This is a genomic window from Bacillus sp. 17RED48, from assembly GCF_019837545.1.
Lineage (GTDB): Bacteria > Bacillota > Bacilli > Bacillales > Bacillaceae_G > Bacillus_A > Bacillus_A wiedmannii.
Genome location: NZ_JADAXG010000002.1, coordinates 280808 through 304605 on the forward strand (window position 1 = coordinate 280808; position 23798 = coordinate 304605).

The window sequence follows — 23798 nt, forward strand, 5'->3', positions numbered from 1 at the left end:
CGTCCCCCTACTTCGTTAAGAAAAAGTTAAATAGTTTCGTATATTCCTCAAGCAATACATCTGTCATATTTTTAAACACATAACCGAGCATCGGTACACTCATCGCAATAAACAAAATACCACACGTAATTTTAATGACGAATGCATTCATAAAAATATTTAATTGCGGAGCATTTTTTGCGATTAAAATAAGAACAAAGTTAATGATGAATAAACTTCCCATAAGCGGAAGAGCAATTTCAACCGCTGATGTAATCGCAAATAATAACGTTGCGAGTAGACTATCTAAAAAACTAGTCGTCAGCAATTTTGAAATCGCCTCTGTATATTGAAACGACTTTAAAATCGTGGCAACGAAATAATTAATGCCGCCAAGTGAAATAAAAATAATAAGAAAAAATATATCAAAAATGGTTGAAAGTAAAGTAGACTGTGATCCTGCATTTACATCAAACAAACTTGCCTGTGATAAACCTATATCGAAGTCTAAAATATGCCCTGCCATTTTCGGAATATTCCACAGCATTTCTACAATTTTTGAAAGCGATAATCCAATTACAATTTGCGTACCTGCATAAGCTGCAACGTCCCAAGTTGTCTTTATGTGAGAGACATCAACTTGATCGGCCACTGTAATCGAAAGAGCAAGTCCAACTGTAACCTTCGCCATCGCTGGAATGGATCGACCTGAGAAAAACGGTAAAAAATATAAAAATGAAGTAATGCGGCAAAACGCAAAAAACGTCGCCGCCCATAATTCCATATTCATTTCAGTTCACCCATCTTAGTAGGAACGCAATAGCGATGGGATTTTATCAAATAAATCTAAAATAAGTGTCGTTAACTCTTGAAACATCCACGGACCTAAAATGATAATAACGAGTACGATACTCGCCATTTTCGGTAAAAACGTCAGCGTTTGCTCTTGAATTTGCATCATCGCCATAATGACAGCGATAATAATAACGACAATCATACTTACACCGGCAACCGGCATTAAAATCATAACCCCTTTATAAAAAAAGGTTTGAAAAATATCTATAATTGGTGACGTATTCATTTATATGACTCCTATCACATAGCATCAAACGCTTCAGGCGACCGTTTTAAACATAATGTCGACGATTTTTGTATATCCACCTAAATATACGAAAACGAGTATTTTAAATGGTAAACTTAAAATCATCGGCGGTACCATCATCATCCCGAGGTACATTAAAAGTGTACTAATAATCAAATCTATAAATACAAACGCTAAATAAATGAACATCCCCGTTAACAACCCTTTTTGGATTTGCGTTAACGTAAAGGATGGTACGAGCGTAAATAAGGAAAGATCTTTCAAATCTTTCGGCAACTCTTCTCCGCGCACTTTCAGCATCATTTTTAAATCATGCTTATACGTATGCTTTGACATATACTCTTTCATAATCGGAGCTGTCGTCTCCGCAGCTTGACTTACAGTTATTTTCTCTTTCGTCATCGGATCCCACACATCGCTCTTTAGCTGCCCAAGTACAGGCTGCATCGTAAAGAGTGATAAAAATAAGGCAAGTCCAACAAGCACTTGGTTTGGTGGTAAATTCATTACTCCAAGTCCTTGACGTGTAATCCCAAGAACGATCATAAAATAAGTAAAATGTGTAAATAATAGAACGATAGAAGAAGATAATGATAAAAGGGTAACGAGCGCAAATAATTGTACACTTGAATTACTCGTAAACTCTTTTCCATTTTCGAAATTAATAAAACCGTTCGGGGCCGCATACGCTGGATTTACAAAAATAATTGAAAAAACGATAGAAAATACGAAAATAACGGCTAATAATGATAACTGTTTCTTTATTCTCATGATGGATCCTCTACTTTTTTCGTTTCACTCTTCACCGCGTCTTCTAGCGCTTGTTGAAACTGATTTCCTGTTCCTGTTAATTGCACAGATTGTACACCGTTATTACTAATAACAGTGAACACTTGCTTGCCATCCACTTCAAATAAAAAGGCGCTCGTTTGATGATTTAAATACACGCCGTCTTTCACTTGAATATGGCCATTTTCACCTTGTTTAAAAAACTGCTGCTTGCGCGTCTTTTTCGTCATATAATATGCACCGTAGCCGAGCGCACCAAACAGTAAAACGACTTGAAATAAGGTCGTCATATACGACATATGACTCCTCCTCTACTCTTTATCTTGCATTTGACTTTGCGCTTTCATAAGCGCAGCTTGCTTCTTATCGGCTTCAATTTCAGAAATGATAATACCGAACTTCTCGTCCATTACGATTGCTTCACCGATACCGACTTTCATATTACTTAAATACACATCTACTTTATGTCCTAGGTTTTTCTCTACTTCCAGAACATCGCCCACTTTTAACTGTTTCACATCACCGAGCGTAATAGATGACTTCCCAAGCTTTACACCAAGTTCAATCGAAATGTCTGAAACAGTATCAATATGTGCTTTACCTGCTTCATTTCGCTTCCCTGCAAAATCTTCTAATCCCATTAATGACACAGGAGATACTTCATGTTTCATATGGATCCTCCTACTCTACAAAACTTTTAAATAAGAGCGCCTTACGCGTTCCATCTTTTCCAATAAAACAATTAAATTTATGCTTTCCATCTACATAACCAAGTAATTCATCCGAAACTTTCGTATGAAGCGGAATAATATCTCCCTCTTCAATTTGTTCAATGTCACCCATTGTCATCTTTTGCTCACCAATTGCAACGTGAACAGGTTTATACACTTGATTTACTTTCACTTCCACTTCAGACGTATACTTCTTACGTTTATCCGAAGAATGTTCGACAATATTTTCAGACGTTAACTTATCCATAATTTCTTCAACAGATAAGAACGGAATACCGATACGCACTGTCGTATTCCAAAAATCTGTTTTCATATTTACGTTCAGTAATGAAATGATATCACTCGCTGTCGTAATCTTTAATGCATTCGGATCTGTCTCCGTCGTTACAAATTTCGGTTCAATCGCCACAACACTTTCAAATGATTGCTCTAAATTTTTACAAAGGAGCATAAAAATATTATCCAGTGTTAAAAACTCAAATGCGGTAAGTGGTCTGCGCATCGTAAAGTTACGCTTACTATCTCCACCAAGCCAACATTCATGAATATAAATAACGAACGCTAAATCAATCTCAATAACAATTTCTCCAAGCTCTGGAAGGCCAAGATCAATAACGCAATATAAATAATAATCTTTCGGCATTTTCTCCACATACTCACTCGTAAACGGAACTTGCTCAACCGTTGAAGGCTCAAGCTCAATTGGAATACGCATACGCGCTGCCAACGTCTGTGACGTCTGTTTACCAAATGTAGAAGCAATCGCTTGCAAGCTACGTAAATGCTCAACACCGAACTTCTCCGGTCTATTAAAATCATACTCTTGAAATTTCTCTTGCTTCCCTGCTTCTTGTGCGAAAGCTGGCATTTCCTCGCCTTCATTTACCGCCTTCAGCAGGGCATCAATTTGCTCTTGGCTTAATTTTTCGCCACTCATGACAATCCCCTTCCCTACCTTTTCAATTCAACGATTTCAACGTACATCTTCCCGTTTTTCGTCAAAATCTTTCCGGTTCCAATCTCTTCATTCTCAAGCATAAGACGCACCGTATTTTTCGTTGAATTTTCAAGACGATACAATGTACCTTTCGTAATATGAAGCAAATCTTCAATTTTCTTTTTCGTATTTCCGATTTCAAAATAAATTGTTAACGGAATATCATCTTGTAATTTCAAATCTAGCCAACTCCCATATCATGTTCACGAAAATTTCATGTTCTCTCTATATATGAAATTTCTTATTTTGAAACGTCGATATTTAATATTTTTTTAATATATCCTTGCGTTTCTTTAAATGGTGGTACGCCTCCGTACTTTCTCACATTACCAGGGCCAGCATTATAAGAAGCAAGTGCCAATACTAAGTCGCCGTTATTTTTCTTTAAATAACCGCTTAACTCTTTCACACCGCCCTCAATACTTTCAGCTGGTGAAAATGGATTTTTTATACCCATCTCTTTCACATTCGCTGGCATAAGCTGCATAAGACCCATCGCACCTGCATGTGACACCGTTTTCGGATTAAAATTAGACTCTACTTCAATCATTTTTTGAATTAACGTTTTCGGAATTCCGTATGTACGGCTAGTGCGATCAATAATATCCTCATACTTCCCCTCATTGGAAGAACGTATTTTTTGAATATTATACTTCTTCGTTAATTCCCACGTATCAGCAGCCTCATTTTTCGTTTCTGGGAAACGTCGTTCAAACTCTTTTTGTGCGACTTGCACTTCATCTACGTTCTTCGTTTCAGCTTTTTCTTCAGGCTTACTCGCTTCCTCTACTTTATGAATAGATTGTTCCGGTTTATTTACGACCGTTTCTATTTTCGTAGATTGTACCGGCTGACTCATATCCTCTACCTTTGCCGGCTGCGTAGTACCCTTCGTCTCCTTCGCAGGTTCACTCTGCAACTTCTCTTGAAAACGACTACTAACGAATGCTTGTGGACTACTTAGCTTTTGCTGAATTTGTCCTTTCTTATATGCAAGCACTTCTTTTACTATATTTCCAACTAACATAATATCACCTTTTCGGTAAACAAAGATAATCTAATATTAGAGTTTTTTTTTAAAGTTTGCAATAATCCTTTTAATAATATTGTAATAAAAAAACGACTAAATTGTTAAACTGTTATTTTTTTATATTTATTAATTCGAATTTTTAGTTGACACCCATTGTAGCAAGGATTACAATAAATCTCGAAATTGATTTTTTCGCATATTACCGTTTTTCAATTTGCAGAAAAGTCAATATAAAAAAATGGGGGTTCTTAACATGAGAATTAATACAAACATTAACAGTTTACGTACGCAAGAATACATGCGTCAAAATCAAGCAAAAATGAGCAATTCTATGGACCGTTTATCAAGCGGTAAACGTATCAACAACGCTTCTGACGATGCAGCAGGTCTTGCAATCGCAACTCGTATGCGTGCTCGTGAAAGCGGTCTAAACGTAGCTGCTAACAACACACAAGATGGTATGTCATTAATCCGTACAGCTGACTCAGCATTAGGTTCTGTGTCTAACATCTTACTTCGTATGCGTGACCTTGCAAACCAATCTGCAAACGGAACAAATACATCTGATAACCAAGCTGCAATGCAAAAAGAATTTGCTGAACTGCAAAAACAAATTACTTACATTGCAGATAACACACAATTCAATGATAAAAATCTATTACAGTCTAATTCATCTATTAACATTCAAACATTAGACTCTTCAGATGGTAACCAACAAATTGGTATTGACTTAAAATCAGCTTCTTTAAAATCTCTTGGAATCGAAGAATTAGCAATTGGCGCTTCTGCGAATCCACTTGCTAAAGCTACTGTTGAAGCAAGTGAAGCTTTCGACAAAGCTTCAGCTGATACTGTTGCTTTTAAAACATCAATCGACACATTAGCTGCTGGCCCTGCAGGTGCTGAGAAAGATGCTGCAGTTCTAGTTAAAGCTTATATTGAAGCAGCACCAGGTGGTAAAGCTGCTGCTAAAACTGCTATGGATGCTAATGCTGATGCTAAAAAATTAGGTGAACAATTTGACACTCTAGAAGCGGCTGAAAATGGTAAAAAAGCTGAACTTACTATGGCTTCAGCTAAATCAACAGCAGATACTACTGCTAAAGGATTAGTTGACGCGTATAATACTGCTAAAACTGATGCTATGGCTGACCCTAAAGCTAAAGCATACCTTGAAGCTAAAATGGCTTATGAAAAAGACACAAGTAATGTAGCTAATAAGCAAAAATTAGACTCTACTAAAGAAGCAATGGAAAAAGATCCAGCTTCTAAAGACTTAGTTGTAAAACTAGATGCTGCTAAAGCTGCTGCTACAAATGGTACTCCATTAGATGCGGTAAGTAAAATTGATGCTGCATTAAAAACAGTTGCTGACAATCGTGCAACTTTAGGTGCTACATTAAACCGTCTTGATTTTAACGTAAACAACCTTAAGAGTCAGTCTGCTAGTATGGCTTCAGCTGCTTCTCAAATCGAAGACGCTGATATGGCGAAAGAAATGTCTGAAATGACTAAGTTCAAAATCTTGAACGAAGCTGGAATCAGCATGCTTTCTCAAGCAAACCAAACGCCACAAATGGTTTCTAAGTTATTACAATAAGCCATTTGAGTTAGCTTCATGAATAAACCTCTCTGCTTGCGGAGAGGTTTATTTTTTCTATATAAATGAATTATTTGTAAAACCTTTCTTTTTTAGGTAGGATAGAGCATCCATGTTGCGTAGAAGCGGTCAATCCCTATCTCTCCCCTTATGTTAAAACACAACTAGAAGATAAGCATAAGTCCTTTTTTCTTTTCATAGCTGTTTATCGGCTTTAAAACTATATATATGAATTTATAAAATAAGGAGTGTATATTATGCGTATTGGTACGAATGTCTTGAGTATGAATGCTAGGCAATCGCTATATGAGAATGAAAAACGTATGAATGTTGCAATGGAGCATTTGGCGACTGGTAAGAAGTTAAACCATGCTTCTGATAATCCAGCCAATATTGCAATTGTGACTCGTATGCATGCACGAGCGAGTGGTATGCGCGTGGCAATTCGTAATAATGAGGATGCAATATCGATGCTTCGCACAGCCGAAGCTGCACTTCAAACTGTTACAAACATTTTAAAACGTATGCACGATTTAGCTGTTCAATCTGCAAATGGTACAAATTCAAATAAAAACCGTGATTCACTAAATAAAGAGTTTCAATCTTTAACAGAACAAATTGGCTATATTGATGAGACGACTGAGTTTAATGATTTATCCGTGTTCGACAGCCAAAACCGTCCTGTTATATTAGATGATATTGGTCATACAGTAAATATAACGAACCATATTCCTCCTTCCCCTACACAACATGACATCAAGATTTCAACAGAACAAGAAGCAAGAGCTGCAATTCGTAAAATTGAAGAAGCTTTACAAAATGTATCACTTCATCGTGCTGATCTCGGTGCTATGATGAATCGTTTACAGTTTAATATTGAAAATTTAAATAGCCAAAGTATGGCCCTAACAGATGCTGCATCTCGAATTGAAGATGCGGATATGGCGCAGGAAATGAGCGATTTTTTAAAGTTTAAATTGTTAACTGAAGTTGCACTCAGTATGGTTTCACAAGCAAATCAAATACCACAAATGGTTTCCAAGCTACTACAATCTTAAAAAATCATCTTCCTTCTTTGAAACGATTCCATACAAAACAAAAGGGAAATACATATACACTATGTATCTCCCTTTTATTTTGTACCCAAATTTTATTACTGCGTTACACTCATAACCTGTCCACTACGATCAACCATAATTTTCATTTTACCGTCTTGTGCGTTATATAACCCTAATTTATGCAAATCTTGTTTACATTCTTTTACGAAGAAAGGCAATGTGCGAATTTGATCAATATCAGAGCTCGTAATGAAATGAATTAAATGATGCGTCATTTCTTTTATATCATGAACAAGTTCTTCCTTTTCTCGCTTTAGCCTTTCATTTTCAGCCCGTAATACATGCAATTCGCCTTCGAGTCCACGTGCGTTCTTTTCATCCTTTGAACGCTCTGCAGCCATGCTAGAAAGCTTATAGATTCCTTCCATGAACTGATGTAGTCCACGCTCTTTTCTTTCACTACACTGGCTAATTGTTTCAAAATTATCAACAATACCAGATATAACTGTTACAAGATTTTTTTCGGTCTCTGTATTTGGAACTTCATTTCTTAATTCTTGTTTGTTTTCTTTTTTCATTTCAACAATTGGTTCTTTTACAGGCGGATATTTTCGCTTTCGTCCTGGTTTTTGTTTTTCAATATTTTCAAACGGTATTTCACATTTTTTTAATTTGTAATACGTATTTTGCAATTGACTTTCTGTTTTCGGAAAAAGATTTAGTTCTTTTTTACTAACGTATTTTGAAATATTAATAATGTTTAAACCGTGACGTTGGGAAAATTGATACACTTCATACAGTAACTCTAGCTCAGACTTCAGCCATGTAATCGCTGATTTTTCATATGCTCGCATCCCACCATGTTTTTCTATATCTATTTGAAATAATACCATTCTATTATATAAATCAACTAGTTCTTCATATTTTACTTGGAATTGTTTTTCTATTTTTTTAAATTCCGTTTCTAGTTGCACATCGTTCATTTTATTATTTGACATGTTTTGTAAAAGACTTAATACATTGATTGCTGTGTGGTGATACATACTCTGTGTCACTCCCCCTCATCCTTTCACAATTCTCATCTGACTCCCATGTCTTCTCAGAAAATAGCAAATTTTACATATCCATATTATAACATTTCGAAATTATCTGTCAAATAATAAACATACAAAAATATATAGAAAGTATAGAAATAGAAAAAAGATTTTTAAATTAATATGTATAATTGCATATTAATCATATTATATGGTATTTCGGATATATTTTCACCGAAAAAGTTTGCGTTACTACGCAACCTTACTAGCATATTCCAAAAATACGCTCTCTTATATTTTCAAATAAACAAGCTCGCTATTTATTCATTAAACGAATTGAAAATCTCGAAGTAGAGACTATTCATACAGCCACAAACACTCCAGAAATGTTTAATCTTCCTACCTGTACAGCAGAGTATAGAATGCAAAAAAGGAACTAGCCAGTACTACTTACACGTGGCTAGTCCCCTCCTCCCTACTAAAAAAATAGAGTTGTATATCAGTTCTTCAAACCCTCAATTAAAGGCTCTTTTCTTCTACTGACCTAAAACCACTCCATATATCTGGCCTCACATCGCAGGGGCTCTATTAGGCACTGACCCTCGCTAGATTCTCTCTTCCAGCCAATAAAAGCTTTTAAAGTACTAACTTATCAACTAAGCCAATTAACTCTTGAATATCTGGCTTACTTACTTGAGCATTTGCTCCTACAGCTTCGCCTTTATGGAATAATTCATTTGTAATTAATGAAGAGAAAATAATAACCGGTAAACGATTCATTACTTCACTATCCTTAACAACTTTCGTTAAATGATGTCCGTCCATTTTCGGCATTTCAATATCAGTAATTAGCAGGTGAATATGTTCAAACATTTTTTCCCCTTGCTCTTTCGCTAATTTTTCAATTTGTGCTAATGCCTCTGCACCATTGCTGAAGAAATTCATTTTCGTATATCCAGCTGATGATAATGTTTCTTCTAATATTTGACGAAGCATTGCTGAATCTTCTGCAATATAAATCACTTTTTCAGCTCGATCCGTTTTTTGCTCTAAACCTGCAAGTGATTTATTGTCATAGCCAGTACCGCTAATTTCACATACAATTTTCTCGTAATCTAATAGTAAGATGATTTTTCCATCTAGCTTTACAATACCAGATGTCGTTTCCTCTAGTCCCATAGATAATGAAGCTGGCTCATCAATTTGTTCCCACGAAATACGTTGAATACGATGCACTTCATCAACGCGGAAAATAACTTTCATTTGGTTTAATTCAGAGATAATAAATTTCGTTTGATCAAGTGGCTTTGTTGATTTTAAATTAAGAGCCGTTGCTAAATTAATAACAGGTAAAATTTCACCACGTACTTGAACAACACCTTCAACTGCATGATGAGATTCTGGAACAGTTGTAACAGGGAATGGATTAATGATTTCACGTACTTTCATTACATTAATACTAAATAGGTTTTCACCAACAGTATATGTGACAATCTCTAATTCATTTGTTCCACTTTCTAATAAAATACTTTGTGCTTGTGACATAAAGGTGTCGCTCCCCTTCCATTAATTCCGTATATCTAATTATTAAGCTTTATTAAACCGAAAAAGTCAACTACCTATATGAAAAATATAGATAGTCGAACGATTTATTTTAAAAGACGCTTAATCTTGTATAAACGAAGCAAGTGCCTCTAATAATACTTCTTGTGCTCCTACAATTTCTGTCGGCATTGCTTCCCACTTTTTCGAAAGCCCCGTTTCTACTCTTATTCTTAGCTCCGAATCCATTTCTTCTAGCACATATTCTTTCGTCGCTATATCAACATCAAGTAGCGCAAGCGCATATAATTCTGGATCATTTATTTTTTTAAATAATTGTTTCAATATAGATGGTGCTATATGTTTTAATTTTTCAATATGAATTTCCTTATCCGAAAACAGTAACTCATATTGAATAAACGTAACATTTTCTTTAATCACTTTAAAATAGCAATTATTTTTTTTATCATTTACAAAGTAACCGTTCGGATCTGCAATAATACTCTCTACTTTACGAATTAAATCTGGCAAACTACTCGCCGCCATTACAGTCCGCTGCTCAACCTCACTTGGCGAAATGAATGTAACGCGATACTTATTCTGCGCCATCCTCCTCACCTCTCCTTTTATAGAAATCTATCGTCACATACTATCCAGAAGGCGCTGGCCTAATATGAAATGATTATCTCATTCCCAACTATCTCCGTACGCCTCCATAGCTCTATTCTTACAAATAGGAGCTCGTCTGGATCATAACTGTTTCTCCACACTAAACTTTGCTTACCTCTTCTTATACTACCCTAGTAACTCTCCATACCTCTGTCCTTACACACCAGTCGCGGCCCTATTAGGCACTAACCGCTCCAAAACAACGCTAGGTCCTCTCTTCAACCCTAAAAAGAGCTTTTAAGGTCTTTTTAAGAGCTTTTCAATAACTCGATGTTATTGAACCAAAATGCAATCTGCTGATCCGTTATCCCTGATAGTGTAATAAAAAACTCACGGCACTTCATCTCGTCCTTAAACAGTTGATACTTCCATTCTCCTTCGCTACCAACACTTACGAAATAAAACTCATGAATACGGCCAATAATTGATTGCTTTTCACCAAATGAATATGCAGGTACTTGCTTAATTTCAAATTGATCAGGTAAATATATATGCTCTTCTCTTTCCATTTTCAACACTTGCTCTGCAAGTTCACGTTTATTTTCGAAAAAAGGCAATTGTAAAATTCGCTCTTGTCTTGTCGTCATACGAATAAAAAACCCTTTCTACTACATTACAATTTTACTTTATGATATATTATCGAATTAAGTTTACAACTTCATTTAATACTTCATCTGACACTTTAATTACTTTCGCATTTCCTTGGAATCCGCGCTGATAAAGCATTAAATCAACGAATTCTACTGATAAATCTACGTTTGAACTTTCTTTTGCTGATCCTCGTACATTACCTGCACCATTCTCACCAGCAACACCTACTCCTGGAATACCCGCTGATGGTGTCGCAACGTAATTTCCATTCCCAGTTTTCATTAATCCACCTGAATTCGGGAATGTAGCTATAGCTAGTTGTCCTACAACTTTCATACTACCATCTGAATATTTCATCATAACGAAACCGCCGTCAGAAATAGAGTAGTCATTTGCAATTGCAGCTGGACGCCCCGTTACTTCTGTTGTAGAAATAGTTTTCCCTGTCGGATAATTTGTTAAACCACTTAAATCCAGTTTCAATCCCTTTCCAAAAGGAATATCAACCGTTCCACCTTTAGTAATTTCACCAGTTACTGGATCTTTTTGTACGGGTTCATCTGTTTGCTTTAAATTCCCTAATGTATCAAATATAAGAGGTTTGTTGTCCGGCATACCTTCAATAGGCTTAAATTCTTTTTCGTTTTTAGAATCATTTCTTACAGAAACTGAATATGTATATTCGCCTGGCACTGGCTTTTCAACTTCTTTACCATCTACAGTCTCTTTTGTAGTCTTTTGTTTAATATTTACACGTAACGTTAACGAGTTTCCTTCCGCATCAAAAACTGTGAATTCGTGAGATAATGCATTTTGGTTTCTAGGAAGGTTTCCGCCTATTGTCGCTTTATCTGTTTGAATCCCACCAACAGCTGATCCCATTGGAATATGAATTGGGCTTGGTCGTGAAGAAAAATCTACTTCTTGTGTTCCTGTTTTTACACCATAACCTAGTACATACTGTCCACCTGTATTTGTAACATAGCTATCTTTCGATACACTAAAAGACCCTTTTCTCGTATACTCTACATTTCCAGCATTACGATCACCAACTAAAAACAAACCGTTTCCTTCTATCGCTGTCTCCATCTTATCACTAGTTAAAGTAATAGAACCATCACTAAAATCTGTAGATGTCCCACTGAACTTTACACCGTTACCAATACTCTTTGGATTCGTGCCAGCATAAGCACCATCACCACGTGAACCAACCGTATTATTATATAGCAAATCATCAAATATAGCCTTTTGCTTTTTATATCCAACTGTTTGTGCATTTGCAATATTATTTGAAGTAACACTTAATGCATTTTGTGCTGCATTCATCCCTGTAATACTTGTATATAACGCTTTAATCATAACCTTTGTACACTCCTTTTATTAATCTGGCTTAACCTCTTCATTTTTTTCTATATCATCTTTCTTCTCATCTTCCGGATTAGTTTCTGTTATCGGTTTATCAGAAACCCTTTCTATGAAACGAAGTGAGACAACTTGATTATCAACAATAAGTTGCACATCGTTATTTTCAGCAAGTCGAACTGTTTCCACTTGACCAGTCACTTGCTTTCCATTATTGCTTACACCTCTAACGTACTTTCCTAAAAACTTCATCCCTCCATCAAGAGCCGTCGAATACATCGTTGATTGCAGTTTATCTACTGCTTTCGTCATATTCTGTACTTGCTCCATAAGCGATAGCTGTGCTGTTTGGTTCATCATTTGGTTCATATCCATCGCATTAAACGGGTCTTGATGTTGAAAGCTTGCTAAGAAAAGTTTCAGGAAATCATCTTTATCCATAATACCGGGTGTTTTTTGAGTACTTGCTGATACTCCGTTTGCTTGTTGAGCTGTCGACTGTGCACCAGTAACAGATGCGTTTTTTGTTTGTGCTCCTGCTTGTAACGGAATATGATTTGTACTCGTTGTATTTAATCCAACTGTTGGCACACTTTATTCCTCCAATAATCCCGCAAATTCTTTTGCATGTTGTTTTTCATGTTTCGTACTTGCTAATTTTTGTTTTTGTCTTTGCTCTTGTTCTCGCTGTTCTTTTCGATTTTCATCTTTATCTGAATAGCTAATTTGAATATTGATTTCTTTTTCTTTTAACTTCAGTCTCAATTCATCAAAAATGATTTCAACACGTTTTTTCGCATCATGTTTTTCCATTTCTACGTGAACATCAATTTGATCTCCATGTTTTTTCATAAACACCGTTAATGTACCAAGTTTTTCTGGATTTAACTGAAATAAAACACGCTCTTGTTTCACTACAAATTTTTGCAACGCTTCTACTTGTGCTTCCATTTTCTTTCCTAAGTCAGGTAACGTAACTTTCTCAGCGCCACTATTTGATTTTCCTATTTGATCCGTACCCGTTGCTTTATTTAATAACTCCGCACCCGTTGAACTCGAATCGTTTAACACATCACCTTCAGGCAACTCTATCTTTACATCATCGCCCTCAGCTTTTGGAAGATCTACATCTAAGTTTTTGGAATCTTCTTGTTTCTTTGCAATATTACAAGTTTCTGTTTCTACCACTTTCAATACTTGCATCGTTTGCTCCGGCATCTTCATTTTGTCTAATACCATTTGCATTGTATCTTCTAAACATATAGCATTTTTGATATTCATATTTGAAAGAAGCTCTTGCAACTGTTGTAATTCATTGGCGGGTAATTCGTTAAGTTTTATATTCCCATATTCTTTATATAGCTCTTGTATTTTTTGTATGTATTGATATAACAATTCCGGCTGCACACGTAATTGTTCAATTGCAACCATTTGCTCAGATACTGCTAATAGTAACTGTTCTGTCTCTTTTTTTTCTTCTTTCTTTACAATTGGCTCTTCTTTCGTTACTGATTGTTTAGAAAGAATATATTCTTTTTTTTCTTCTTTTGGTGCTTCTTCTCGTTTCATTTTCTCCGTTTTCGGCTGCTTTTTATTTTCCATTCTCATCGTACGATCGAATGAAGAATCTTCACTTTTTGATTGTACTTCTAGCCCTTTTTCTTTTTGCGGAGGTAAACTTTGTTGCACCGGTAATACAGACTGTATCACTATATTCACCTCATCCATTCATACACATTTTCAAATCAAGAAGCATTTTTTCTTCCTGCTTTTCTCGTACTTTAGCAAGCTTTCTACAACCTTCTTGATACATCTCATCAATGACACGTTCTTTTTCTTTTACTTGCTCTAAAAGGCTTTCATTTTTTCGAATAAAATCTTCCGTTTTTTTAATTTTCCGATTCCATTCTTCTATTCTTTCAGGTGAAAACGTATGTGACGAAAGCATACCGGCCATTATACGCTGCCCAGTTTGTACGACTTTACTACGCGATTTTACTACATATAAATCATATTCTTTTTTTTGTTCTATTTTTCTTTTTTCACCTGTTAATTCATACACTTCTTTCAAAATCTGTTCTTTTTCTTGATTTATTTGCAATTTTATCGTGTCGTACTGCTGCTTATCCACCTGTTTTCATAGCCCCTTCCTATTATAACGTTCTCTTTTTCTATTATATAGTTTTTTTCCAAAAAAATCTGTGAAATATTAAAAAACAAAAAAATAAGACCTCTTGGGCTGAGGTCTTATACTGTATGGTGCATCGCTTCAACAATATCATCAAATTGGAAACTATCAGATCGACCTTGTTTTAAAAACGTATTTATACCTTCTACTTTGTTTTTACATTCAAAAATATAAGCATTTTCTGCATTTTCTTGAATCGTCCCTAATTTAAAATACAATTCATTTTCTTTATAAACAGATAAGATTTTTCTCATTTCATTTGCAAGTTGCCAATGAGTTGGCGAAACAATTTCTTCCATAATCCTACTCACTGAGTCTAGCACTGAAATAGCAGGGTAATGACTAAGTGTTGCAAGTTCACGCTTTAACACAATATGCCCATCTAAAATACCTCGTGCTAAATCTGGTACAGGTCCGTTTAAATCATCCCCATCAACGAGTACGGTATAAATACCTGTTATGGATCCCTTTTGTGTTTTCCCAGAGCGCTCTAACAGCTTCTTCATATAACTTTCCATTAAGAGTGTTTTACCACCGATCGGCAACTCTTTAACGGCAATATCAACACTTCTACGCGCATCAGCAAAACGAGTAACAGAGTCCATCATAAGTAGTACGTTATTACCTTGATCACGGAAATATTCAGCAATAGACGTTGCAAGTTTCGCTGCACGAAGTTGCATTAGGTGACTTTCATCTGACGTCGCTACAACAACGACGCTTTTTCGCATTCCTTCTTCACCTAATTCTTTTCGAATAAAGTCTTTTACTTCCCGGCCACGTTCTCCTACTAAGCTAATAACATTAATGTCAGCTTTTGCATTTTTTGCAATCATTCCGAGTAAAGTAGATTTACCAACACCAGAACCTGCAAAAATACCAATCTTTTGACCGATGCCAATTGTTAGCATAGAATCAATCGATTTGATTCCAGTTTCAAATACATCGGTAATTTCTTCACGTTCAAATGCATGAATAGGCGGGGCATCTAGTTTTATTTTTTGTAATGGAATATTCTCTGCATCCTCATTTAGTACTTCGCCATTTGCGCCTAACACTTTTCCGAGTAAATGATTACCACGAGGTATGACAACATCTTCTGCAACTAATGTAACTGAATCTCCATAACATACTTTTTCTGTTTGTTCAAACGGAAGTAGCATATTGTTTTCTTTTTCAATCGCAATCACTTCACATAAAACATTATGTTCCCCAACGAAACAAACATCTCCAATTTTCGCCTTTGGCCCTTTCGCTACGAAAAACTGTTCTTGTACACTATGAACTTTACCGACTTTCGTATAAAACGGGGTTTCAATAAACGTATTCCATTTATGGTTTTCATTCATTAATAGTCGATTCATACATTTTGCTCCTCAAATACCTTCTCTTCTTCCCATTTCTGGCGAAGTTTCGCAAATATAGGTGCAAATTTAAATTCAAAGAACTCTTTCTCTTCTTCTAGAACAAATTCACCGAACTGTAAGGAGAAATCATATTTCCATTCTACTAATTGTAGTAACCAATACTCTTTCGTATTTTCCTTCTCTTCTTGAATACGTTCAAATGTTTCTGGATGTACTGTAATGACTAATTTTTCAAACGAAGTAGGCAACGTTTGAACGATACCAGTTAAAATGGGTAACACATCAAGCAATCGTGAATCTACCGCTTGATTCACGATTTTTTCTGCTAGTTGAAAAGATTGATTCCATAATAACTCTGTCCATTCATATGCTGTTTCTTGTTGTTCTTTTTGAAACTGCATACGTGCTGCTTCCATCTGTTCCATTTGGTCATGAATATGCATTTGAAATTCTTCTTTATCTTGCAATAGCTGTTGACGCTCTCGTTCTAGCATTTGCTGTTCTTGCCTTAGTTGATTCAGTTCAGTATGTAATGATTGTTGCTGTGCAAGAAGCTCTTCATGGTCCACCTGTATTTCTTCTTCGACTTGAACTGGTATTGGTTTTGGAAATTGTAATTCATACGTTTCTTCAGAAAAAGAAACAGAATTCTTCGGAATTCTGTTTTTAAATAAGGACATCATCTTCACCTCTTTGAACGATAATTCTTCCTTCCTTCTCTAGCTTTTTCACTGTGCCTGTAATCGTTTGCTGTGCCTTTTCAGCATCCGTCATCTTAAGCGGCCCTAAGCCATCTAATTCTTCTAGAATCATCTCTTTACGGTTTGAAGACATACATGTAAATAATTTCTCTTTAATTTCTTCTTTTGCAATTTTAAGTGCTTTCGCAATAACACCGTTATCTGTAATTTCTTCTAATACACGACGAAGTGCAAGATCTTCAAGTCCGAGTAAGTCTTCAAATACAAACATGTTTTCTTTAATTTTCTCAGATAACTCATAATCCATTTCATCCAGCTTTTGAAAGACTGTTTTTTCAACACCTCGTGAAACATTATTTAAAATGTTTACTATTGTTTTCAAGCCATCCGTTTTATTAATTGCATTAAATGCCATATTATTTAATTTTGATTTTAATAAATCACCAATTTGATTTATTAATTCACCATCAACTTGCTCTAGCTTCGCAATCCCCATTACCGTTTCTACTCGCTTATGATCTGGTAATCTCTCAATTAATTGAGAAGCAAGCTGCGGTTTAATATAAGAAGCGATAATCGCAATCGTTTGTGGCGATTCATCATTAAGTACAGTAAGAAGCGGTTCTAAATCCGCAAGTGAATTTAAGAATTCAAACGGATTATCTTTGTTATACCAAAGATCTTCCAATAATTTTTCTAGTTCGTCTTCTGGCATATTTTTAAATATGCGACGAATATATTCTTTATCCGGAGTCACTAAGTTTAATTCTTTTACATTTAATTCATACAAGAACTCCCCTAGTACATTTTCTAACGTTTCCGGTTTATATACACGAAACTTCGCGATTTCACGAAGTAATACTTCTTTTTCCTCAGCCGTCATATATTCAATGACTTTTGCTGCCACCCCTTCTTCTAATGTACGAATAAGGATGGCAGCTTTTTCTTTGGAGGAGATTTCATCTAACATCGTTGTTCCTCCCTTACTGTCCATTTAACCATTTTTTAATTACTTTTGCAGTTCCTTCTACATGTTCTTTCGTAGCATCATGCACTTGTTCATCTAACGTCGGTTCTTTCGGTTCTTCTGGTTCTGGTTTTGGCTCTGGTACTATTTTTTCTTCAGGAATTTCCATAATACTTTCATTACTTGCAGCAATTTCCTCTTCTGCTAAGTATTCTTCATATTCCTCTTCTTCTTTCTTTCTCTTACGTCTTGCTAATAAGAACCATACTAGACCACCAATCGCTAATAAACCAGCTGGAATTCCACCGAATAACCACCAGTTTATACCGCTTTCTTCTGGCTCTTTCTTCTTCTCTTCTTTCGGCTGATCAAACTGAACAGTTACAACGTTAACTTGACCGTTTGTAAAGTTTCCATTCGGATCAGCTTGAAGGCCAGCAGCTGTGCCGATTGCTTCTTTGAAAGTAGTCATATCCATTTTTCGTTTTACTAACGTATCATTGTCTACCCATACTACAACATTTGTTTTCGTTAATTCTGGGTGTTTCTTAATTGTTTCAACTGTTTTATCTATTTCATAGTTTTCAATTTTGTTACCATTTTTATTATCATAGACGATTTTACCATTTTGATTATTGTTCGTACCGTAGTTTGGCACTTCGCCGTTCGCTGTAATACCAGCGCCTTGCTTCGTCTCTGCTCCTTCTTGTGCAGTAGAGCTTTCTTCTTGCTCTTGTTTGCTACGAAGTACACCTTTATCACCATATTTTTCTGACTGGCGTGTAACTTCATCATAGTTTACAGACACTTTCGTATTCACTTTATATTCATTCGGTTTAAACATCGTCATTAACGTTGCATCAATATCTTGCTTTAATTTACCTTCAATTTGTTGCTGCATCTCTACTTCTTTTTCATAAGAAGAGGAACTAGTAGAATGCGCTTCATCTGCTCCTTTTGAGATAATACCTTTTTTGCTATCAATCACACTTACTTCTTCTGCTTTTACACCCGGAACTGCTGCACTAATCATTTGCTGTATACCTGCAACCTGATCTGCCGTTAATAATTGGCCACGTTTCACACCTACAGTAATTGCCGCTGTTCCTTTTGCTTTTTCTTCATCAAAAATTGTCTCTTTTTCAGGTAATGTAATTTGAACATTTGCCGTTTCAACTGTCGCAAAGTTTCTTACGATATCTTGCTCCAATTGCTTTTTCGTACCGACAATTTGCTTCATTTTTTTATCTTGCTCACTTGAACCGAGCGAGCTTTCTAATAAAATTTCCTCACCGCTTTTAGAATTAAACGGTAAGCCCATCCCATTCATTTCTTTTCGAACCCATGGAGCATCATTCTTTTGCACACGAATCGAACCATCGGCCGCTAATTGATAATCGACACCTAACTTCGATAATTCTGCTGTAATCTCTTGCTTATCTGTATCATTTAAATTTTGATATACAACAACATATTTATCTGGCAAGGTGAAGTATAAAAGTGCTCCTGTTACAATCGCTAAAAGCGCAGCACCGATTACTAACTTATGCCACGTTTTTAATGATTGGATAACATTTTTTATCTTTTCCATTTAAACACACCCGTCCACTTTCCTAAATTTGCATATTAATTAGTGACTTATAATTTTCAATAAGATTATCACGTACGAGAGCAGCCGTTTTCATTTGGGATTCTGCCTTCTTCTGCTGAATTAAAACGTCATGCGTTTCCCCTACCCCTTTAGTTAGTAAATCGTATACTGCTGTTTGCGCATTGTTTTGCGTTTGATTCATATCTTCCAATAAATCAATAAACTTTTTCCCCTCAACTACAGATGTTTGAGACGTTTTCGGTGCACCAATTGACTGAATTGCTCCAAATGGTTGCGTATTTAACATCGGTTGGATTTTCATATTACTATATTCCCCCTTATCCTCTACCAATTTCTAAATCTTTATCAAGCATTTTTTTATTCGCATTTAATACACTTGTATTCGCTTCGTACATTTTTTGGGCAACCATTACATTCGTCATTTCAGCAGTCACATCAATATTTGGATAACGTACATATCCTTCTTCATTTGCATGCGGATGTGTTGGATCATACACTAAGTTTTCAGTTTTATCTGCTTCAATACTTTTTATTTTTACTCCATTTGTAGGAGACCCATCTAACATATTTGCAAAACTATTGTTTGATTCTAGCACTACACTACGACGCTCATATAAATTCGCCCCCGGAGCAGCCGTTGTATTTGCATTTACAATATTGTTAGAAGTAACTTCCATCCACTTTCTCGCTGTCGTTAGCCCTGAGCCACTTGCATTAATTGCCTGAAACATCGTTGTCTCTCCTTCTACTTTTAACGTCCGCGTGCCGCTTGGTTAATTGCATATTGTGTATTAATCGCGTTAATTGAAATACCGTATAACTGATTTGCTTTCATTAAATCTAGCATTTCTGTCGTTACATCCACACTATTTCCATCTTTATTCGTTTGCATTGATTTTGTTTGCATCTTTGCATATGTATTTTTCGTATTCACTGTCGGTAAGTGCATTTCATTCGTTTGATATAAATTTGGATTACTCTTTAAGTCCGCAGCATTGTTCTTATATAATGCACTACTTTTATTCATTTGCTCAGCAAATGTTACATCTTGTGCTTTATAGCCGGGTGTATTCGCATTTGCAATATTACTAGAAACAGTATTTCGTTTCGTCACTAAATAATTCATATAATGGCCTACATCACTCACTAAATCTGGCATATTCCACACCCTTTCTTTTTTAACTTCATGATCCACTGATGGAAGTTTCACTTCATTATTTATTTTCTTATATGTGTTTATTAAAATATTAACAATCATGTACCCTTACATATTTTATTCCATTTTTCCATTGTTGTCTTTAGAAAAATACAAAAATATAAAAAAGAATACAAAAAAACTGTATTCACGCAATAATCTATGAAACATTTCAATATATGATTTACAAACTAAAGTTCATTTTCATATTATTTAGATTACTACTATTATTTCATTACAGTCATAAAATGAAACCTCAACCAGCGGAAGTCTTTATTTAAACAAAGGAATGGATCCCCTCTTAAAAGGGGAATCCGTTTCTAAACTCTATCACTAAAATTTACCGTAAAATGAATTAGCTTTCATGCGCCCATCATTTGTCATAATCATTTCTTCCAAAATCTTTTGCTTATCTCGAATATGCTGTGCCGCCTTAATAATGAATGGGCTTACTTCTGCTGCAACTTGCGCACGTGTTTCCTCATCCAATGTCATCATCCAGCGATTTAACATTTCACTCTTCTCAGCAAACTCTCCATCTGACACTTGCAATTCACCGATTTCATTAAAACAGCCGACAAACGTCCGATAAATATCATTGTTCATTTTCAAGTGCTCCGCGGTAACCATCTATTAAATCTTGTAACACTTTCACAATCGCATCCATGTCTTTTGCTTCACGTGTTACTTTCATCGTTTGAATTTGAATGCTAATCCAATCGTATAAGCCATATAAACTATCATATAAATCTTTCGTAATTTCAGGATTTAATTGAAGCTTTAATTCTTCAAAAATACGTTCTAACTTTTCAAGAAGTGCATCCCCTTCTTGTAGTTTAAAAGTATGTAACAGTTCTTCTAAATTACGAAACTCTACAATACATCTTTCATAAATAAAAATTGTATTTTTAATTGGATTACTCGTCATAATATCATTTTGCATATAACGTTGCCATGCTTGCATACAATCACTTCCTTACCTTTCATTAATCATCACTTTTTTGTTTTGTCATTGCTTTAATTGTTTTTAATTGGCTATCAAGCGCTGCTAATGTACTCTCTAGCTTTTGATACTTCTTCACAATTTCATCTTGTTTTTGCAAGTTTTGCGTTTCAATATCTTTAATCTTTTTATCTAAATCACTTACACGTGAATCAATGTTTTTTACTCGTTCTCCAACTACACCTTTATCACCAAATAACTTATCAAGTGGCTCTTCCATCATTTTTCCTAAACCGTTAGAACTAAAGAAAAATTGCTTCGCTGCATCTGGTTTTTCTTTTAACGCTTTCGTTAATGCTTCGTCATTAACTTCCATCGTTCCATCTTGCTTTAATTGAATACCAAATGAGAATAAGTAATTGCCATCTTGTGAAAATGTTACAACATTGTTCATAGCTTGACGCACACTTTGCATAATAGCTTGTCCTTGGAAGGCTCCACCTTTACCAGCAAAGATATCTACTGTAGCAACAGCTTTATTATAATCTGCAACCATCTTTTTAATAATATTTGATGCGTCTGTTACGTTTGAGTCATTTACTGTGAATTTTAGATCTATGCCTTTTGCTTTTGGTTCTGTTGTTGTACCTGCATCTGGTGTTCCTTCTACTTTCAGCTCAGTTACTTTTAACAATTCAATTTTCACGCCTGGAAGAGCTTCAATTGTATTGGTAGAACTTTCATCTGTGATACCATTAATACTATATTTAGCATTTTGCGCTTCATTAATTGTATTGAGCGCTGTGCCATCTGCCTTGGCTAAACCCATATCTTGAAATAGTGTAGATGTGTTCGCTTCAAACTTAATCTGTCCATCTGTTCCCTCTTTTTTCGAGGTCATGAAAATTTTATTTCCAAGTGTATAAGCTGATACACCATAATCTCCATCATTAATTTTGTTAATTAAATCTTTATATGTCATATCAGTTGTTACTTTTAGTTCTTTATCACCTAGTTTTAATGTTTCATCTTTAGGAAGCTTTGCATTTATATCTTTAATTTCATTTGAAGCTATTTGATGACGCTGCGCAAGCTGTGTAATTGTCATATTGAAAGTGCCGGCAATCGCACCCCCATCAGCTTTTACGTTAATATAACCGTCTTGTGATGTTGTTACCTTTTTTTCATTTCCTTTAAAAGCCGCTAAGTTTTTAAAAGTTTGCGTGAAAGAGCTAAATTCTGATTTTAAACTTGTATATAATAGTTTATCTTGTGAAAGTTGGTTTTTTTCATTAGCATAAGGCGTCTTTCTCATTTCTAACGCTTGCATTTCTAATTCTACAAAGTTAGATGTATCGATCATATTATTTCCGAGGTTCCATATTTGTTGTCTACCACCGATACCTGTTAATGTTCCTGCCATAATTTCTCACTCCTTATAGATTACATGTAGTCTAAAATACTCGTTTTACTCATCGTACTAACTGCTTTAAGCGTTGCCTCATACGTTGCGTTTATATAAGCTAAATCAGAGATGGCAACCGCTAAATCGACATCTTCAATGTCTTTACGGTTTTCTTGAAGTGCTAAGTTTTGCTCGCTTAAAATTGTTTTAAACGTCTCCATTGTGTTCATTGTCGAACCAACTTCAGTTGTACGATTAATGATGCCATCTAAATTTTTCTTATTTTCTCCTAATAACGGCTGTAATGCTTTTTGGTCACCTTTTTGCATCGCTTCACTCATCTGTTTTAACGTTTTTATAACAGGGGATAATAGCGCTTCACCGTTACGAAATGCTTTTAATTCATAACCGTCATTTAATTGCCAGTTCACATCATTTTGTCCACCTTGATACGTACCATCTTCTGTAAATGGTGGTTTCTCTGTACTATCACCACCGAAAATATAACGACCTTGCTCTTTTGTATTTGCTAAATATACAACTTGTTTTAAAATTTGATCAATCTCTGCACCGATGGCTTTCAATTCTTTTTCACCATTTTGCTCACTTAATGCCTGCAACGTTAATTGATCTGCTCTCGTTAAAGATTTAAAAACACCTTGTAAAGTATTTTCAGTTTGTGTTAATACATTTTTCGAATCCGCTAAATCTTTTTGCATTTGTTCCATATTCGCCAATGAATGTTGAATCGCAAATGATTTACTTGCCGCAAGTGGATCTTCACTCATAAAAAGGTTTTTCTTCCCTGAAGTCACTTGATTTCGGTGGTATTGTTGTTGCACATTCAAATCCATTAACTGATTCTTTGCCCAGCTTGCATTTTGAAATGTAGATACTCTCATTTCTATCTCCTCCTTATATATTTTCAATCAATTA

The 23798-nt window shown here is 35.3% G+C and carries 29 protein-coding genes; 2 read left to right on the top strand and 27 right to left on the bottom strand.

Annotated features, from left to right (window positions below):
• Positions 1 to 7: 7 nt before the first annotated feature.
• The 8 genes from ILT06_RS08060 to ILT06_RS08095 all read right to left on the bottom strand — a co-directional run bounded on the left by ILT06_RS08060 (position 8) and on the right by ILT06_RS08095 (position 4625).
• Positions 8 to 769, bottom strand: coding sequence for a flagellar biosynthetic protein FliR (locus ILT06_RS08060; RefSeq protein WP_001055715.1), 762 nt, complete (start codon positions 767 to 769; stop codon positions 8 to 10).
• A gap of 15 nt (positions 770 to 784) precedes the next feature.
• Positions 785 to 1060: a flagellar biosynthetic protein FliQ gene (locus tag ILT06_RS08065; protein ID WP_001098085.1), complete on the bottom strand. Its 276-nt coding sequence runs from the start codon at positions 1058 to 1060 to the stop codon at positions 785 to 787.
• 33 nt (positions 1061 to 1093) lie between these two features.
• Positions 1094 to 1852 carry a flagellar type III secretion system pore protein FliP gene (locus tag ILT06_RS08070; protein ID WP_001220582.1) on the bottom strand — a complete coding sequence of 253 codons (759 nt, stop codon included), beginning with the start codon at positions 1850 to 1852 and terminating at the stop codon, positions 1094 to 1096.
• Entirely contained in the window at positions 1849 to 2169 is a 321-nt protein-coding gene (locus ILT06_RS08075; protein ID WP_000121176.1) for a hypothetical protein, read from the bottom strand. Before ILT06_RS08075 ends, ILT06_RS08070 begins: the two co-directional genes overlap by 4 nt.
• A gap of 12 nt (positions 2170 to 2181) precedes the next feature.
• The gene (gene fliN, locus ILT06_RS08080; protein WP_000680010.1) at positions 2182 to 2541 is read right to left on the bottom strand and encodes a flagellar motor switch protein FliN; all 360 of its coding nucleotides are present in this window, start codon (positions 2539 to 2541) and stop codon (positions 2182 to 2184) included.
• A gap of 10 nt (positions 2542 to 2551) precedes the next feature.
• Complete coding sequence (gene fliM, locus ILT06_RS08085; RefSeq protein WP_098093105.1) at positions 2552 to 3538, bottom strand: flagellar motor switch protein FliM; 987 nt, start codon at positions 3536 to 3538, stop codon at positions 2552 to 2554.
• 14 nt (positions 3539 to 3552) lie between these two features.
• Positions 3553 to 3777, bottom strand: a complete 225-nt coding sequence (locus tag ILT06_RS08090; RefSeq protein ID WP_000775712.1) for a flagellar motor switch protein FliN — start codon at positions 3775 to 3777, stop codon at positions 3553 to 3555.
• A gap of 62 nt (positions 3778 to 3839) precedes the next feature.
• Entirely contained in the window at positions 3840 to 4625 is a 786-nt protein-coding gene (locus tag ILT06_RS08095; RefSeq protein WP_154131553.1) for a lytic transglycosylase domain-containing protein, read from the bottom strand.
• A 256-nt stretch (positions 4626 to 4881) separates the two neighbouring features.
• Here ILT06_RS08095 and ILT06_RS08100 point away from each other — a divergent pair, with 256 nt between their 5' ends.
• Both ILT06_RS08100 and ILT06_RS08105 read left to right on the top strand, forming a co-directional pair.
• A complete protein-coding gene (locus ILT06_RS08100) occupies positions 4882 to 6228 on the top strand; it encodes a flagellin N-terminal helical domain-containing protein (RefSeq protein WP_154131552.1) in 1347 nt (448 codons plus the stop codon).
• Positions 6229 to 6485: 257 nt separating this feature from the next.
• Positions 6486 to 7286, top strand: coding sequence for a flagellin N-terminal helical domain-containing protein (locus tag ILT06_RS08105; RefSeq protein WP_154131551.1), 801 nt, complete (start codon positions 6486 to 6488; stop codon positions 7284 to 7286).
• A gap of 95 nt (positions 7287 to 7381) precedes the next feature.
• Here the strand turns inward: ILT06_RS08105 and ILT06_RS08110 are convergent, their stop codons facing one another.
• The 19 genes from ILT06_RS08110 to ILT06_RS08200 all read right to left on the bottom strand — a co-directional run bounded on the left by ILT06_RS08110 (position 7382) and on the right by ILT06_RS08200 (position 23764).
• A complete protein-coding gene (locus tag ILT06_RS08110) occupies positions 7382 to 8329 on the bottom strand; it encodes a DNA-binding domain-containing protein (protein WP_154131560.1) in 948 nt (315 codons plus the stop codon).
• A 627-nt stretch (positions 8330 to 8956) separates the two neighbouring features.
• The gene (locus ILT06_RS08115) at positions 8957 to 9865 is read right to left on the bottom strand and encodes a chemotaxis protein (RefSeq protein WP_064459934.1); all 909 of its coding nucleotides are present in this window, start codon (positions 9863 to 9865) and stop codon (positions 8957 to 8959) included.
• A 120-nt stretch (positions 9866 to 9985) separates the two neighbouring features.
• Positions 9986 to 10471 carry a LysR family transcriptional regulator gene (locus ILT06_RS08120; protein WP_154131550.1) on the bottom strand — a complete coding sequence of 162 codons (486 nt, stop codon included), beginning with the start codon at positions 10469 to 10471 and terminating at the stop codon, positions 9986 to 9988.
• Between the two features lie 308 nt (positions 10472 to 10779).
• Entirely contained in the window at positions 10780 to 11118 is a 339-nt protein-coding gene (locus ILT06_RS08125) for a DUF3964 family protein (RefSeq protein ID WP_000213334.1), read from the bottom strand.
• A gap of 49 nt (positions 11119 to 11167) precedes the next feature.
• Complete coding sequence (flgE, locus tag ILT06_RS08130; protein ID WP_098111827.1) at positions 11168 to 12481, bottom strand: flagellar hook protein FlgE; 1314 nt, start codon at positions 12479 to 12481, stop codon at positions 11168 to 11170.
• A 21-nt stretch (positions 12482 to 12502) separates the two neighbouring features.
• Positions 12503 to 13075, bottom strand: a complete 573-nt coding sequence (locus ILT06_RS08135) for a flagellar hook assembly protein FlgD (RefSeq protein WP_001143481.1) — start codon at positions 13073 to 13075, stop codon at positions 12503 to 12505.
• Between the two features lie 3 nt (positions 13076 to 13078).
• Entirely contained in the window at positions 13079 to 14194 is a 1116-nt protein-coding gene (locus ILT06_RS08140; protein ID WP_048566925.1) for a flagellar hook-length control protein FliK, read from the bottom strand.
• 10 nt (positions 14195 to 14204) lie between these two features.
• A complete protein-coding gene (locus ILT06_RS08145; RefSeq protein WP_048566834.1) occupies positions 14205 to 14615 on the bottom strand; it encodes a hypothetical protein in 411 nt (136 codons plus the stop codon).
• Between the two features lie 116 nt (positions 14616 to 14731).
• Entirely contained in the window at positions 14732 to 16036 is a 1305-nt protein-coding gene (gene fliI, locus ILT06_RS08150) for a flagellar protein export ATPase FliI (protein WP_098111828.1), read from the bottom strand.
• Positions 16033 to 16719, bottom strand: coding sequence for a FliH/SctL family protein (locus ILT06_RS08155; RefSeq protein WP_154131549.1), 687 nt, complete (start codon positions 16717 to 16719; stop codon positions 16033 to 16035). Before ILT06_RS08155 ends, fliI begins: the two co-directional genes overlap by 4 nt.
• Positions 16706 to 17710, bottom strand: coding sequence for a flagellar motor switch protein FliG (locus ILT06_RS08160; protein WP_000883360.1), 1005 nt, complete (start codon positions 17708 to 17710; stop codon positions 16706 to 16708). Before ILT06_RS08160 ends, ILT06_RS08155 begins: the two co-directional genes overlap by 14 nt.
• 13 nt (positions 17711 to 17723) lie before the next feature.
• Positions 17724 to 19298, bottom strand: coding sequence for a flagellar M-ring protein FliF C-terminal domain-containing protein (locus ILT06_RS08165; RefSeq protein ID WP_048566831.1), 1575 nt, complete (start codon positions 19296 to 19298; stop codon positions 17724 to 17726).
• Positions 19299 to 19320: 22 nt separating this feature from the next.
• Positions 19321 to 19620, bottom strand: a complete 300-nt coding sequence (gene fliE / locus ILT06_RS08170) for a flagellar hook-basal body complex protein FliE (RefSeq protein ID WP_000701682.1) — start codon at positions 19618 to 19620, stop codon at positions 19321 to 19323.
• Between the two features lie 16 nt (positions 19621 to 19636).
• Entirely contained in the window at positions 19637 to 20050 is a 414-nt protein-coding gene (gene flgC / locus ILT06_RS08175) for a flagellar basal body rod protein FlgC (RefSeq protein WP_042511534.1), read from the bottom strand.
• Positions 20051 to 20070: 20 nt separating this feature from the next.
• Positions 20071 to 20478, bottom strand: coding sequence for a flagellar basal body rod protein FlgB (gene flgB / locus ILT06_RS08180; protein ID WP_001113102.1), 408 nt, complete (start codon positions 20476 to 20478; stop codon positions 20071 to 20073).
• A gap of 369 nt (positions 20479 to 20847) precedes the next feature.
• Positions 20848 to 21120 carry a hypothetical protein gene (locus ILT06_RS08185; RefSeq protein WP_001058080.1) on the bottom strand — a complete coding sequence of 91 codons (273 nt, stop codon included), beginning with the start codon at positions 21118 to 21120 and terminating at the stop codon, positions 20848 to 20850.
• On the bottom strand, positions 21110 to 21478 hold the full coding sequence (locus ILT06_RS08190) for a flagellar export chaperone FliS (RefSeq protein WP_001149518.1): 369 nt from the start codon (positions 21476 to 21478) through the stop codon (positions 21110 to 21112). Before ILT06_RS08190 ends, ILT06_RS08185 begins: the two co-directional genes overlap by 11 nt.
• A 22-nt stretch (positions 21479 to 21500) precedes the next feature.
• Positions 21501 to 22880, bottom strand: a complete 1380-nt coding sequence (locus ILT06_RS08195; RefSeq protein WP_154131548.1) for a flagellar hook-associated protein 2 — start codon at positions 22878 to 22880, stop codon at positions 21501 to 21503.
• A 20-nt stretch (positions 22881 to 22900) separates the two neighbouring features.
• On the bottom strand, positions 22901 to 23764 hold the full coding sequence (locus tag ILT06_RS08200; RefSeq protein ID WP_154131547.1) for a flagellar hook-associated protein 3: 864 nt from the start codon (positions 23762 to 23764) through the stop codon (positions 22901 to 22903).
• Between the last annotated feature and the right edge of the window lie 34 nt (positions 23765 to 23798).

Coding starts and splice junctions, on each gene's coding strand:
- ILT06_RS08060 (WP_001055715.1), bottom strand. CDS start 769: ATGAATATGGAATTATGGGCGGCGACGTTTTTTGCGTTTTGCCGCATT.
- ILT06_RS08065 (WP_001098085.1), bottom strand. CDS start 1,060: ATGAATACGTCACCAATTATAGATATTTTTCAAACCTTTTTTTATAAA.
- ILT06_RS08070 (WP_001220582.1), bottom strand. CDS start 1,852: ATGAGAATAAAGAAACAGTTATCATTATTAGCCGTTATTTTCGTATTT.
- ILT06_RS08075 (WP_000121176.1), bottom strand. CDS start 2,169: ATGTCGTATATGACGACCTTATTTCAAGTCGTTTTACTGTTTGGTGCG.
- fliN (WP_000680010.1), bottom strand. CDS start 2,541: ATGAAACATGAAGTATCTCCTGTGTCATTAATGGGATTAGAAGATTTT.
- fliM (WP_098093105.1), bottom strand. CDS start 3,538: ATGAGTGGCGAAAAATTAAGCCAAGAGCAAATTGATGCCCTGCTGAAG.
- ILT06_RS08095 (WP_154131553.1), bottom strand. CDS start 4,625: ATGTTAGTTGGAAATATAGTAAAAGAAGTGCTTGCATATAAGAAAGGA.
- ILT06_RS08100 (WP_154131552.1), top strand. CDS start 4,882: ATGAGAATTAATACAAACATTAACAGTTTACGTACGCAAGAATACATG.
- ILT06_RS08105 (WP_154131551.1), top strand. CDS start 6,486: ATGCGTATTGGTACGAATGTCTTGAGTATGAATGCTAGGCAATCGCTA.
- ILT06_RS08110 (WP_154131560.1), bottom strand. CDS start 8,329: ATGTATCACCACACAGCAATCAATGTATTAAGTCTTTTACAAAACATG.
- ILT06_RS08115 (WP_064459934.1), bottom strand. CDS start 9,865: ATGTCACAAGCACAAAGTATTTTATTAGAAAGTGGAACAAATGAATTA.
- ILT06_RS08120 (WP_154131550.1), bottom strand. CDS start 10,471: ATGGCGCAGAATAAGTATCGCGTTACATTCATTTCGCCAAGTGAGGTT.
- ILT06_RS08125 (WP_000213334.1), bottom strand. CDS start 11,118: ATGACGACAAGACAAGAGCGAATTTTACAATTGCCTTTTTTCGAAAAT.
- flgE (WP_098111827.1), bottom strand. CDS start 12,481: ATGATTAAAGCGTTATATACAAGTATTACAGGGATGAATGCAGCACAA.
- fliI (WP_098111828.1), bottom strand. CDS start 16,036: ATGAATCGACTATTAATGAATGAAAACCATAAATGGAATACGTTTATT.
- ILT06_RS08155 (WP_154131549.1), bottom strand. CDS start 16,719: ATGTCCTTATTTAAAAACAGAATTCCGAAGAATTCTGTTTCTTTTTCT.
- ILT06_RS08160 (WP_000883360.1), bottom strand. CDS start 17,710: ATGTTAGATGAAATCTCCTCCAAAGAAAAAGCTGCCATCCTTATTCGT.
- ILT06_RS08165 (WP_048566831.1), bottom strand. CDS start 19,298: ATGGAAAAGATAAAAAATGTTATCCAATCATTAAAAACGTGGCATAAG.
- fliE (WP_000701682.1), bottom strand. CDS start 19,620: ATGAAAATCCAACCGATGTTAAATACGCAACCATTTGGAGCAATTCAG.
- flgC (WP_042511534.1), bottom strand. CDS start 20,050: ATGTTTCAGGCAATTAATGCAAGTGGCTCAGGGCTAACGACAGCGAGA.
- flgB (WP_001113102.1), bottom strand. CDS start 20,478: ATGCCAGATTTAGTGAGTGATGTAGGCCATTATATGAATTATTTAGTG.
- ILT06_RS08185 (WP_001058080.1), bottom strand. CDS start 21,120: ATGAACAATGATATTTATCGGACGTTTGTCGGCTGTTTTAATGAAATC.
- ILT06_RS08190 (WP_001149518.1), bottom strand. CDS start 21,478: ATGCAAGCATGGCAACGTTATATGCAAAATGATATTATGACGAGTAAT.
- ILT06_RS08195 (WP_154131548.1), bottom strand. CDS start 22,880: ATGGCAGGAACATTAACAGGTATCGGTGGTAGACAACAAATATGGAAC.
- ILT06_RS08200 (WP_154131547.1), bottom strand. CDS start 23,764: ATGAGAGTATCTACATTTCAAAATGCAAGCTGGGCAAAGAATCAGTTA.